This is a genomic window from Cohnella yongneupensis (assembly GCF_042655785.1).
Classification (GTDB): domain Bacteria; phylum Bacillota; class Bacilli; order Paenibacillales; family Paenibacillaceae; genus Cohnella; species Cohnella yongneupensis.
In genome coordinates this window covers 1-12,458 of the sequence record NZ_JBHSNC010000001.1, presented here as the reverse complement: position 1 = coordinate 12,458, position 12,458 = coordinate 1, and the positions used below count along the sequence as shown (strand labels likewise).

At 44.6% G+C, this 12,458-nt stretch carries 15 protein-coding genes; 9 read left to right on the top strand and 6 right to left on the bottom strand.

Going from position 1 to position 12,458, the window contains the following annotated elements:
* Positions 1–172: 172 nt before the first annotated feature.
* A complete protein-coding gene (locus tag ACFPQ4_RS00075; protein WP_378109663.1) occupies positions 173–310 on the top strand; it encodes a hypothetical protein in 138 nt (45 codons plus the stop codon).
* 46 nt (positions 311–356) lie between these two features.
* Here the strand turns inward: ACFPQ4_RS00075 and ACFPQ4_RS00070 are convergent, their stop codons facing one another.
* From ACFPQ4_RS00070 to ACFPQ4_RS00050, 5 genes are all read right to left on the bottom strand, one after another.
* Positions 357–851 carry a chitobiase/beta-hexosaminidase C-terminal domain-containing protein gene (locus tag ACFPQ4_RS00070; protein ID WP_378109662.1) on the bottom strand — a complete coding sequence of 165 codons (495 nt, stop codon included), beginning with the start codon at positions 849–851 and terminating at the stop codon, positions 357–359.
* A 424-nt stretch (positions 852–1,275) separates the two neighbouring features.
* The gene (locus ACFPQ4_RS00065) at positions 1,276–1,746 is read right to left on the bottom strand and encodes a M67 family metallopeptidase (protein ID WP_378109661.1); all 471 of its coding nucleotides are present in this window, start codon (positions 1,744–1,746) and stop codon (positions 1,276–1,278) included.
* A gap of 44 nt (positions 1,747–1,790) precedes the next feature.
* Positions 1,791–2,771: a hypothetical protein gene (locus tag ACFPQ4_RS00060; RefSeq protein ID WP_378109660.1), complete on the bottom strand. Its 981-nt coding sequence runs from the start codon at positions 2,769–2,771 to the stop codon at positions 1,791–1,793.
* Complete coding sequence (locus tag ACFPQ4_RS00055) at positions 2,728–3,393, bottom strand: hypothetical protein (RefSeq protein WP_378109659.1); 666 nt, start codon at positions 3,391–3,393, stop codon at positions 2,728–2,730. Before ACFPQ4_RS00055 ends, ACFPQ4_RS00060 begins: the two co-directional genes overlap by 44 nt.
* A 690-nt stretch (positions 3,394–4,083) precedes the next feature.
* The gene (locus ACFPQ4_RS00050; protein WP_378109658.1) at positions 4,084–5,007 is read right to left on the bottom strand and encodes a VanW family protein; all 924 of its coding nucleotides are present in this window, start codon (positions 5,005–5,007) and stop codon (positions 4,084–4,086) included.
* 67 nt (positions 5,008–5,074) lie between these two features.
* On the opposite strand from ACFPQ4_RS00050, the gene ACFPQ4_RS00045 reads away from it, so the two are divergent.
* From ACFPQ4_RS00045 to ACFPQ4_RS00020, 6 genes are all read left to right on the top strand, one after another.
* Positions 5,075–6,241, top strand: coding sequence for a hypothetical protein (locus ACFPQ4_RS00045; RefSeq protein WP_378109657.1), 1,167 nt, complete (start codon positions 5,075–5,077; stop codon positions 6,239–6,241).
* Between the two features lie 138 nt (positions 6,242–6,379).
* Positions 6,380–6,808, top strand: coding sequence for an MBL fold metallo-hydrolase (locus ACFPQ4_RS00040; protein WP_378109656.1), 429 nt, complete (start codon positions 6,380–6,382; stop codon positions 6,806–6,808).
* Positions 6,809–6,839: 31 nt separating this feature from the next.
* The gene (locus ACFPQ4_RS00035; protein ID WP_378109655.1) at positions 6,840–7,682 is read left to right on the top strand and encodes an RMD1 family protein; all 843 of its coding nucleotides are present in this window, start codon (positions 6,840–6,842) and stop codon (positions 7,680–7,682) included.
* A 50-nt stretch (positions 7,683–7,732) separates the two neighbouring features.
* On the top strand, positions 7,733–7,912 hold the full coding sequence (locus tag ACFPQ4_RS00030) for a hypothetical protein (RefSeq protein WP_378109654.1): 180 nt from the start codon (positions 7,733–7,735) through the stop codon (positions 7,910–7,912).
* Positions 7,913–7,927: 15 nt separating this feature from the next.
* On the top strand, positions 7,928–8,995 hold the full coding sequence (splB, locus tag ACFPQ4_RS00025; RefSeq protein ID WP_378109653.1) for a spore photoproduct lyase: 1,068 nt from the start codon (positions 7,928–7,930) through the stop codon (positions 8,993–8,995).
* A 36-nt stretch (positions 8,996–9,031) separates the two neighbouring features.
* Positions 9,032–9,373 carry a hypothetical protein gene (locus ACFPQ4_RS00020; protein WP_378109652.1) on the top strand — a complete coding sequence of 114 codons (342 nt, stop codon included), beginning with the start codon at positions 9,032–9,034 and terminating at the stop codon, positions 9,371–9,373.
* 124 nt (positions 9,374–9,497) lie between these two features.
* Here ACFPQ4_RS00020 and ACFPQ4_RS00015 read toward each other — a convergent pair whose 3' ends face one another.
* Positions 9,498–9,743: a hypothetical protein gene (locus ACFPQ4_RS00015; RefSeq protein WP_378109651.1), complete on the bottom strand. Its 246-nt coding sequence runs from the start codon at positions 9,741–9,743 to the stop codon at positions 9,498–9,500.
* Positions 9,744–10,225: 482 nt separating this feature from the next.
* On the opposite strand from ACFPQ4_RS00015, the gene ACFPQ4_RS00010 reads away from it, so the two are divergent.
* Entirely contained in the window at positions 10,226–10,639 is a 414-nt protein-coding gene (locus tag ACFPQ4_RS00010; protein WP_378109650.1) for a DUF3888 domain-containing protein, read from the top strand.
* A gap of 335 nt (positions 10,640–10,974) precedes the next feature.
* The gene (locus ACFPQ4_RS00005; protein ID WP_378109649.1) at positions 10,975–12,399 is read left to right on the top strand and encodes a Spaf_1101 family AAA-like ATPase; all 1,425 of its coding nucleotides are present in this window, start codon (positions 10,975–10,977) and stop codon (positions 12,397–12,399) included.
* Positions 12,400–12,458: the final 59 nt, after the last annotated feature.

Genomic DNA, 12,458 nt, shown 5'->3' with positions numbered 1-12,458 from the left:
TAATTTGGACGATAAGCGTGAGGCCGTCCTTTAAGCAAATTTGTTGCTTACGGGCGGCCTTTTTTGCGTCTGCGCTGAACTGTCTTGCTCAGCGGATTCGGCGTTTTGGCGTTACCGAAGACAGTCTCGTCCTGGCTTCTAATGCGAAGAACAGGCAGCGCAGACCGCGGAAGTGATGCAATCGATCGGAACGATCGCGACCGCAAGCGAGGAATCGGCGGCGGCCTCCGAGGAGACCGCGGCCTCCTCGCAATCGCTGGCACAGCTGGCGGAAGAATTGAATACGGCCGTGTCTGCATTTAAAATATAATCCGCAATGCAAAGAGGAGGGCAGATGCCCTCCTCTTTGCATGATTTTATTTCTGAACAACCGTACTTCGGATTTTGTAGGAGAAAGCGGCGACCGGGCTGGGGATGCCCGATTCCACGGCGATGGCCTGCACCGTCACTACAGACCCTGGGGAACCGGTCACCAGGACGGAGGTGCCTTTCGTGCTTTTCACGGTCGGCGTCGAGCCGTCCGTCGTGTAATAGATGTCCGCTTTAGGCGATTTGGATTTCAACGTGATTTTGGTTTTGTTACTCACGAGGGCTCCGGTCGCCACATTGGCCGTTGGGTAAGGCACTTGGGTCGGCAAGCCTTTGGTATACAGGAAGGTGGACACTGCGCTTGCCCCTTTGCCGGGTACCACGGCGATCGCCCGGATTATCAGCGTCTGAAGGGGGAAGCCATGGACGACGACTCCTCTGCCATGCGCTCTGATCGAGGTGGGGATGGAACCGTCCGTCGTATAGTAAATGGTCGCGCCCGGCGTTGAGGTGTTCAAGGCAATGGTGGAGTTGATCGGCACGACCGAGCCGCTTAGCGGATAAGCTGAAGGAGAGGCTACGATGATACTGGAAGACGGCCTCCGTGCTCTTAAAAATGTCCGCTTTGGCGGCTATGGCTTTGACCGTTACCGTATCGCCCGGCGAGCCGGTGATCGTCACGCTGTTGCCGGTCGGGCTTCCGGTCCCGGGCTCAGACCCATTCGTCGTGTAAGAAACCGTCGCTCCACAATCACTTAATGTTGTCGGAAGTCAAAAACATTGTCCCATTACAAGCCGCGTAAATCGCGGCTTTTTTGATTTATGGGATCAAGATCTTGTCATTAGCCGGTGTCAAGGACTTGATCCCATTCCCGTTTTGAGACAAGAACATTGTCCCATTCCCGTCTGTAAACAACAACGCTTGCGACTTCTGGAATAGGTCCTTATTGGCAAAAACCAAAAAAATCATTTCATCTGTATCATTTTTCCATTCGGAAAAACAAACGCACCGAAAGTCCATTTTATTGGTATCTCACCGAGAATCAATAATACTGGTTCCGGGCATACATATTTTTTGCTTTTTGAGATTTCAGTCATTTGTCTTTTGTCAGGATCACTTGGAATAGGAAAACCATTAGGATGAGTATGCCATTCTCCTAAATAATAAGAACGATCCTTTTCCCATGCATCCGACAAAAGTTTTTGTAACCCAGCGGTGCCTCGATAAAACTGGGTGGGATACTTCTTAGAATCAATTGATCCAGTTGATATATGGCTAACTTCTGCGATAGTTAAATTATTAGAATATCGACCAATCAAAATGCCACCAGTTTCATTTGGATAGGAATGAGTGGCGTTGTTCATTAGATTACTTACTAAATCTTCAGGCAATAGAAGGCCAAATTTCCTGTCCTTACTATAAAATTCAGTGTTCATAGGGTTGTTCCTCCATGGAAACCAAATTAACGGAAGACAGATGGTTATTTCTTTCGATCTGTTCCCAGACTAGAAAAGTATTTCCTCGAGGAGGAGACTTCATAAAGCCTTCTATTGATCGAATAGCAGTTGCTGTCATAAGGTTTTCTTTTTGGGAAAGCGTTGTGAACTTTAATAAGGAACTCATCAAAATTATATCCTTGTTCATCAAATAACCGATACAGATCTGACCACTTAATCGGTACTGTCCATGGTCTTTGGATAAAAGAAGAAGTCCGTATCCATATCGCGGTTAATTTCGAATGCGCAAGTACTTTTGAAAATTGTCCCCATTCATTTTCATGGATTGGTTCACCGTTCAACGTTTTGAAATCATATATTAAGTACGCTTCAGGTGATTTTTTTATTTTAATAATCGTAGAAATACCAAAAGTTTTCCCTGATTGTTCCCATTTTGAATAACTGTTCGGACTTTCGCTATAGGCAATTAATGTGTTTTGGGCACACGGAAATTCTGGCAATTCAAAAGGATCCCCTTGAAGGAATAGAGAATCCTCAGATGCCAGTTGTAACCATTTTTTCGCTCTTTCTATATGCCATGCCATCCGGCTGACTGCTTGAAAAGTTTCGATCAGTCCGAATTCCTTATTAAAGATTTTTGTTGTTTCATCTAGACAAAGTGATCCATCCCGAAAAAGCTGACCTTTTTTATATGTGTTTATACTTTGATGTGGGAAAGTATTGTCAATGCCATTAATAGCTGAAGGGTATACTTTAATTTGACCACGTGGGTAGTACTCATCAACAAGCACATACCATTCAGTCAATGATGGTATAAGATCTTTATTAGAAGATTTTATACTGATTTCAAGATGTAAAGCCCATTTTTTCGTATCTTCTAACCAAAATAAGTCCTTGATAAGTCGGACGCCCGAGATACTTTCTAAAGCTCTTCTTCCTAGAGCTAACTCATCTGATATTTTATGCAAATCGTCCACCGCTCGGCTGTGTGATAGTTTGTCCACGAGGAGTGAAACCTCCAGGAGTATGTTCAGGAGCAGGAGGGAATTGATCACCAAATAATGAAGTCCATGCAGAATGACATGTAGTAAAATCTGTCGAATCAAGAGCTATTCTTGCTAAACTCGCAGCTTTGATAATCTGTTGATAAAACTCTTCATACTCTTTCCATTCAACTCGTCCCATAACATTGTGTTCGACAACACCATGATCAGGCAAATAAGGCTTGGGAGGGTATTTAGACACGATTGTTTCAAATGTAAATGTTACACCTTGGGCAACACTTTTTATATCATCAGGACAAGCATGCCAAATTAGATGCTCTAACGGATAACTTTTGGGTTGTCCAGCTTCAGGGTAATTGAATCTCTTCCACCACTTGATAACTTTAACTACATTAATAAAGTGTGTGTTTGTAGCTGCATTTTTTTGCTGGGTCTTTCTGATTTGTTCAAGAGGGTGAGTAGTTTTCCATTCTTTTGCTTCTCGATCTGGGATGTAGAGTGGAGACAGTTTCCACTCCTCTTGTTGCTTGGATACCTCAAAAGAATGCTGATTTGCATATGTAGCTCGTTTGTTTGGTTCAACCCAAGATTTAACAAGCCGCCAATCTTGAGCATCCTCCAATGAGATATTTGTTTGAATAGAGTTAGAATGGAAAAATTCAACCTCGCTTTCACTTGGTGCAGAGGTTACCAGAAAGCTATATATACAAGCGATTAATTAATGAGCGTGTGTGGAGATTTATGCATATTTTGTTCGATGAATTCTTTGACGTAATAGGGTAGATCAACAATAATGTGGTCTAGCTTTTGAAAAAGCCGCTTTCGTTCGTCAATATGCATTGTTGGCCTCCGGCAAGTTATTAATTGAAGTCCATCAAAAAACAATATTGGCGTCACCATAAAATTTAAACATGTTTAACGGGCCTCAATTGAAAATTAACTCTGAACAGGAAAGAGCAAAGAGGAGCCAATCAATGTAAGTTCTTGTCCTTTAACGATGTATGTTCTTGTCCTTCGACATTAGCTGTCGGCTGACAAGAACATAGTCCGATTGCAGTCCGCGTAAATCGCGGGCTTTTTTATTTATCGGATAAAGTTCCTGTCACATGGCGATGTCAAGAACTTGATCCGATTGCCGATTGGAGACAAGAACAATATCCGATTGCCGATGTTCCAGAACGCGCCCGCCAAGTCGCTGGTTCGACGGGGTCCACGGTCATTTACGGGGGAAGTCGTTGGAACGAATTCGCTGGAAACGAGTAATCGCAATCAAGTTGGTACGGCAATAAGCGCCGACTTTAGGGGGCGGCGCTTATTTCATGGAGTGGACGCCCCGGTCGATCGGCACTTCCTCGGGGAGCCGTTCGGACATGCCGGGCACGTTACGGGGATGAAAGTTGATAAATTCGGATGAATATACCGAAACGTACAAACTTCCGCTCCCTGCGAAAGCGCGAATGAGAATCGGCTGGTCGTATTGGTTTTGGAACGCGAAATCTGGTCCGTTCCAGCTGACCGTCGCATCGCGGCCTGGCAGGACATAAGGGACTTGGCGGCTGTGCGAATAGCGCTCCAATATAGTGAGACCCGCCCGATCGACTGCGTTGAACAGCGTGGAGGACACTTGGCAGATGCCGCCGCCGATGTCCTCCGCAAGCTCGCCCCGAACAATCACTTTGGCGCGACGGTAGCCTTTTTGCTGGTTTCGCACTCCGACAACCTTGTTGAACGAGAACGTTTCATTTGGAAAGATGACCGTGTTATTGATTGCTTGGACTGCAAGCGTGATGTTGTTCGAACGGTTCTTATTGCTGGCGCGGAAATACGTGGCATAGCTGCCAATCGGCTTTTCCCGGATCAAAGACAGCAGCTCACCATCGACTCTCGGATAGACGACGGTCTGCGGCGTCGGGAGCGAAAAGGGGCCGTTCCCATAAAAGTATTCGTAGCAGCGCTCTTCGAACTTACGGCGATCGAGCTTTACGCCGAGGCGCTCGGCTTCGATTGCGCCATCTACGCCGATGCGAGCATTGACGGGCGGATGATCGGTTTGACGGGCAACGGAATCTAACAGTGCTTGCAGCTTAGTCGGATGGATGAGCGGAAATACGGACAACGTATAATCAGCGCGGTTTACGCGAATTATGGTACGTCCTTCATGTTCGATCGTCATATCATCGGGAGCCGCGGCTTGGCTGAGCCAAATCGAAAGGCCAAGCGCCCATATTCCTCGCATGCGTACACCTTCCTTCAAGCAGTTACGATTCCCAGACGTCATCCGAAATATGGGCGGAGGAAACCAATTGCAAAAACCATTATTCATGCTGACGGCGAAGTGGATAGCGTCAACGACACTGCTCGCGGCCCTATTCGGCCCAAACGCCGCCTTTGCGGCGCCGAGCGAGCAATCGGAGAATACGGCCACTCTCATCGTTCGTTCAAGCGCAGATGCCACGTTCGAAAGCCTGCACGATATGCCCCGACTTAATCTCGATTGGGTGCTTCGGGCCGAGCGGGGGAAGATGACCGAATTCGCACCGGAGCTAACGGATTTGTACGTCCGTGTGGCCGGCCCTGCGATGGAGAATCGGACGTTCCGAATGACGCGTTCCGGCCGTTTATGGGAGGAGAATACGGGAGAGCAAATTGTTCTCCCTTGGAAAGCGTCGGCGCGTCTGCTTCAAGAAGGAGAAGTGCTGAGGGAGCGTCATTACGGACGTCTGCTTCGTTGGCAGGAAGCCGATCGAATTTTTTATCGGAATTGCGTCTTTACCGTACAGGACTTAGAGACGGGACTATCCTTCCAAGTACAGCGGCGGGCGGGACGCGATCATGCGGATGTCCAGCCGTTGACACGCGAGGATACGAAGGTGATGAATCTCATTTACGGCGGGCAGTGGAGCTGGAAACGTAGAGCGATCGTCGTACGGTTGGGAGAAGAGCGAGTCGCTGCTTCCATGAACGGGAAGCCGCATGGTGGGGATGGAATTCCGGACAACGATTTCTCGGGCCATTTTTGTATTCATTTCTTGGAAAGTACGACGCACAAGTCCACGGTGCCAGACGTGGCTCATCAGATGATGGTGTACAAAGCCGCAGGACAATCCCGGGCCTTTACTAGCACCGCGGCGCCGGAGCGGCTGGCGGAAAGCTTGGTTCACGCGATGAACGAGCGGGATCCGGAATGGGTGAGGCTGCTGACGGAAGGCGTGGAGCTCATCAAGCAGGATGAGGTTTTGCGGAAAATGGGCGCGCTCGCAGCGGTTCGATCTGCAGCACCGAGGCGGCAGGATGCGGTCGATGCGGTGGATGCCCTTGTGATCCCACTCACGTGGAGCGTCGAATTGTATCCTTCCGAAGGAGAAAGACGAAACGCAACGTGGAACATGCGGTACATCCGAACATCGTTTTTCTCTCCGTGGCAATCGATCGATATCTTGTTTGAACCTGAAAACGTGCGCGCTCGATAGCATAAGTAGCACTGGGAATAAGTCATGTTGGCCGAATCAAGTCCGCGTTTTCGCGGGCTTTTTTATTAAAGCCCTAATAGTGACACCCATATAAATGTCGGGTGACAAGAAATTGATCCGATTCAGCTCGGCGGACGGGTGCGCATCTTGCCTCGTGACGGGTCAATTCCGTATCTGACTGATTGGAATTGGCTGCTAACCGATGGGCATATCCCCGGGCATGTTTCATTATTCCATGAGAGCTCCCGTGCTCTTGTGGCAGGCGATGCATTCGTAACTGTGAAACAGGAATCGATCTATAAAGTGTTCATGCAAGAGCTCGAGATTAACGGTCCACCGAAATATTTCACGTTGGACTGGCCTGCAGCCAAAGCATCGGTACTTAAATTAGCCAAATTAAGTCCCCTTCTAGCGTTAACCGGACATGGAAAGCCGGTCCAAGGAGAAGCGTTAACGATTGGTCTTCAGAAAGTGCTGGAAAATCGTGATATTGCCGTTCTACAGGCTGATTGCTGGGAGTATTCATTTCCTCGATTGCGGGAAGCCTATCCTAATATTGGTTTCTGATAAGGTATGGGGAAAAAGGGGAAAGTGATCTGTGACCAATATTACATTTAAGGCATTAGCTATGACAAATGAGATTGATTTAAATAAGATTGCGATTCACTGTGGTATTCCTAAGAAATACACGTGGGAACAACCTTTAATTATTAGAAACAATATACTTAAATCAATCTATCAATCGACCGTAGACGAGTTTCAGCAAGTCATGGTGTTTTCTTTCGGAAGCATCGTTTTCGTTAATCACACTAGCGCTGAACAAATGACGTTCTTCTTGAAGTTTATTCAAACGTTTGAACCTGAAATTGATCTCTTGCAATCGAATTATTTCACTGATGACTACAATCTTCGAATCGATGAGAGTAATCGAATGGAAATGACGGACGAAGTTGTAATCGTTGCTGAATATGAATTCTTTCTACCGGAATTGATCTCAACAATCCTCGCCAAATCGGTTGCACTCGAGAAAGCAGAAGAACAATTAAGTAAAATACAAGATCATCTGGAGCTTATGATTGAAAGGATAGAGAAAGGTAAGCTTCGGGTAAGTAATAAGGAACTGGCCAGAACAACCGCCAAAATCGTTCGTCACGAGTTTAATACGCTTGCCTATATCATGATTTTGGATAAACCTGAAGTCACATGGATCCATCAATCAGCAAACCAATTTTACGATGAGATGATGAACTTTTTTGAGTTAAATGATCGCTATAAGATCTTGAAGAGCAAAACCGATATTTTATATCACATCATGGAAGGTTTCTCGGATATCAGTCATTCCATTAGAGGATTATTCGTGGAGTGGATTGTTGTAATACTTATCGTTATTGAGGTGGCATTAACTGTGCTGCAGATTACAGGGTTAATTCCCTCGCATTGAAGACATAATGAGTTTGGTTAAATGATCTTAAGATGGAGAGGGCTTAATTAATGGCTAATAAAAAGAGCTACTACGCTTTCGAGGATCCGTCCGGAACGACAATTGAATTTCAAGCGACCAGCTTGCAGCAAGCAATGGTCATTAAAAAGAAGAAAGCCATAGAACTCGGAATTCCAAAGGAAGCCTTCGAGCTGACGACCATTCGCAAAAAACCGACCCAAAGCGCATAGTATGGAGGTTTCGCAATGCTTCATTCAACGGAATTATTGACTCCGCCAGCACGCGATACCAAAGTATTCGTGCCGGAGCTCGTGTATTTCGAGCCGGACGCGCTGAACTATCCCAAAGGCCAAAAGATACAGGAGTGGGCGAAGGCGCAAGGACTCCCGATCCGTACGACTACGTCTCATAACCGAATTACCGATTTACCCGGAGAGAGCGATCTCGATAAATACCGGATAGCCAAAAGAACGTTAGTAGTCGGTATTCGTAAGACATTAAAATTCGACCAATCCAAGCCCTCTGCCGAATACGCCATTCCGATTGCAACCGGATGCATGGCGCATTGCCACTATTGTTATCTTCAGACCACGCTCGGGGCCAAGCCTTATATCCGCGTTTACGTGAACACCGACGATATCCTGCGGCAAGCTGAACAATACATCCAAGAACGAGCACCGGAAATAACCCGGTTCGAGGCTGCTTGCACTTCCGATCCAGTAGGCCTGGAGCATATTTCGGGTTCGCTGAAGGAATATATAGAATTCATGGGACAACAGCCGCTGGGAAGGTTACGATTCGTTACAAAATATCACCATGTCGAGCCGCTTCTCGACGCGGAACATAATAAACATACCCGCTTTCGCTTTAGCGTCAATGCCGAGTACGTCATCAAAAACTTCGAGCCGGCTACTTCGAACTTTTACGAACGAATTACGGCAGCCGGCAAGGTCGCTCATGCCGGGTATCCGCTTGGATTTATTATTGCTCCGATTATTTGGCATGAAGGCTGGGAAGACGGTTATGCAGACCTTATACGCCGTATTCGGGAAGCGCTACCGGCAGAAGCAAGATCCGATCTCACTTTCGAGCTGATTCAGCACCGGTTTACGAAAACGGCCAAGAACATTATCCAGCAACGCTATCCTAAAACTAAGTTGGAGATGGATGAAGAAAAACGTAAATACAAGTGGGGACGTTGGGGGCAAGGCAAATACGTCTATCCTGACGACCAGGCAAACCTGCTCAAGGCCTTTATGTACGAACAGATAGAAGCGCATTTTCCGGAGGCTAAGATTGAGTATTTTACTTAAGGTTAGAACTTGTTTCAACCGAGAGGCGGGATTTTGATGGCATTGAACGCTGCCGTACACACGCTTATGAACTGGCTTGAAGATCATCGCGACCAATCGCTGCTCATTCATAAGCATGAGCAAGACGATTCCGACCATGTTCGAATTAATTTGAGCGGTGTCGATTTCAAACCCGAGACGGCATCGATTGATGGATACACAGACGAGAGCGCGCTGAGACTCCATGGTGAAGGCACCGTCCTGAACGACGGACAATCGCTGCCGCTGTCGCAAAACGCTTACGTGATCCCAGTTGACGGGTTGACGCTGATGGAATTGTTAGATACCCGCATGATTATGAGAACGAACATAGCCGAATATACGATGTACATCGATTGAAGCTTTGTTTATCTCTGTTTCCCTATGACCCGACGAATGAAACGGAAAGCCATGTATATGATTGCTCCCCAGAACAATATTCCGATCAGATTACTCCCGCCGAAGCCTCCGTAACCGAACGGGTTCAGTAAGCTGCTGAACAAGGTGCCGGCGAACAATCCGCCAAAGAAGCCGCCGAACGGGCTCGGTCTTGCAGCAGGAGATCGACCGACAGGCTCATTAACGCCAGGTCGCTGGCCGGTTCGATTCGTTCCCGGCGATTCACCCGTGTACCTGCGTTGGGGAGGGCGATATGTTCGACGGCCGGATCGAAATGCATACGGCTTAACGGTATCATTTTCTTCTGGTGAAGGAGATGCATTGATCTCATTTTGAACTTCGAAAACCTGGGACGAATACGGTAATACGGAGTGGCTAGGCGATAGCCCTAGGCAAGATATTACGGACAACACAATGAAAAACTTCAAGCGATCTCCTCCAAAGCATCGAAATGGAAATGATAATCGGAGGTAGTATGGAGTTTTTCACTGTTATTTATGCTTCTGTTGATCATTCGTAGCAACATACATGCAGTCGACCAGTCAATCGGCTGCTGTACAAGGACAAAAACATACAATCATACAGATCCGCGCTCAGCGCGGCTTTTTTATTTTATCGATGTAAGTTCTTGTCCTTGGGTATGGACAAGAACTTACATCGAATCTCGATTGAAGACAAGAACCTGCATTGTTTATCGAAAGGCTTCGAACGTGGATCCATGGCAAGTGGAGATGGAGAAGTCTTATGAGCTAACGTGCTGGATAATTTAGAAGTCAAATGGGCAATATAACCAAAAACTGAGGAGCACTCTTCATGCAACGCGGTGTAATGGCATATGTTCTGATCATAATGTGTATATTAGCATCACTACAGACTACTGACGCTAAAACGGATGCAGACCCAAATAGGGTTATACTTACCTTGTTAAGGCCCAAAATACAAGAACAATTAGATCTTTATTACAAGGATAAACTGAAAGAATTGCCTACTTTTGCTCCATTCCTTAATCCATTAAACGTATTGATTGAGTATCATGATTCCTATATCGTCGTTAATGTGACGGTAACACCTTATATCGGTCCTCATCTTGATGTTGGATCTGATTTTATTTCCTTCAAGATTGACAACTTGGGAGGGGTAGAAGTCATAAGGTTTGAACATCTTAAAGATTTTGAGCTACCCCCAAATTGGGAACACATTATTAAGAAAGGGAAAGGTGTAGGCTAAACGATAGTGAGACTGGTCGGCTGACAAGAACATAGACCGATTAAAGTCCGCGAAAAATGCGGACTTTTGTATTTATCAGATCAAGTTCTTGTCATTTGGTGATGTCAAGAACATTGACCTGAAGAACAAGAAAGAGAACATACAAAGCTTAAACTCCGACGTGTAGTGCGGAGTTTTTGTTTTATGGCTGCAAGTTCTTTTTTTTTTTGTAAGGAGAAGAACTTGCATAGTCATAAAGTGTGAAACCGTTGATTACTTAAAGGTAATATTGTGTCGACAGGATGGTTCTAATATGTAAAAATATAACTAAAATGCGACAAAGAAGGGGTGTTAGCGTGTCTAATCCTCTGTTAAAAAAATACAACGATATAAATAAAGCAAGAAATAAGTATGGAGAAATTATTAAATGCGAATTTCATCTACACACACCAGCTTCACATGATTATAGGTTAGAAAAGGACATGAAATATGTGGACTTATCAGACGAGGAAGTTATTAATATTGCGTTCAATAATGGCTATATAAATACAATTCAAAAAGATCATTTTTTAGATGAAATACGTCAAGGTTTATACGCGAGCAAAGAATACAAATTAAATCTTGAATCCGATGGAAAACCCTTCTCATCGTTAAAAGAATATATGTCCTATAAACTAATCGCCCATAGATTATTCCAAGAAAATATTCAACTTGTCGTTGTTACTGATCACAATACAATCGACGGTTACGATAAATTAAAATATGCATTAATTGAGTATTATATCGAGCGTTATAAAGGCAAAGAAGGGGCTCCAGGGAAGATCTCTTTAATTCTTGGGATAGAAATTTCTTGTTCAGAACAGGTTCATCTGGTTGGCATGTTTGATACAAGTATGATTAATAGTGTCCGCGAACTTATTAATTATTATATACCTTCTCATGAAGGGACATATGAAACCTCATATTCGATCCTGAATAAAATAAGTGCTATGGGTGGTATCGGGTATATAGCACACATCAATTCACTCTCGCTTAAGACGACAGGGCTTTATAAATCTACACTTTTCAATGATAAAAACTTATATATATTAGGACTAACTACTAGCGACGTAATTGAACGGGAAAAAAATAAATTAATCGTATATGGTGTGAACGATCCTGAAAATAAATTTTGTTTCATAAATGAAGGTGATGCTCACGAATTATCTCAAATAGGAGTAAACAATACTTGGATAAAGATCAGTAATCCAGGTTTTTTTGCTCTAAAAAGAGCATTTGTTAATCATAAATTCTGCGTATACTTAGAGAAACCAAAAAAGACTAACAAGTACATAAAAGGAATATTAATTGATCCAGGAACTTACGGTTATTTGAGAAAGCAACACGATAGTAATGATAACAATTTTAATGTGAATTTTTCACGTGACCTTAATTGCATCATAGGAGGGCGGGGCACCGGAAAGAGCACTCTCTTAAACATTCTTGAACTGCTCTTCACTTTGGAAACAGACTCAGAAGACAAATTACGATTTATATCTAAAAACAAATATATCATTGTGCTTTTTGTTTTCAATGGAAATGAATATCTCTTGAGATTTATCCCCCAAGTCGAAGAGAATTCATATTCAACAGGAAGGTCATTCTTTTCACCAAAAGCGTTCATTGAATACAAACCAAGTCAAGGGAAAATTGTTTTGCAAGACCACTGGGTTGAATTGTACAAAGTACAAAAGTCAGGTTCAAATAATATTGATTTTATAACAATAACGAATAATTGTTAGAGCTAGCGTAATTCGTCCAGCACTAGACGGTGTTAGTTGTCCACGAATTGACGGGAAAA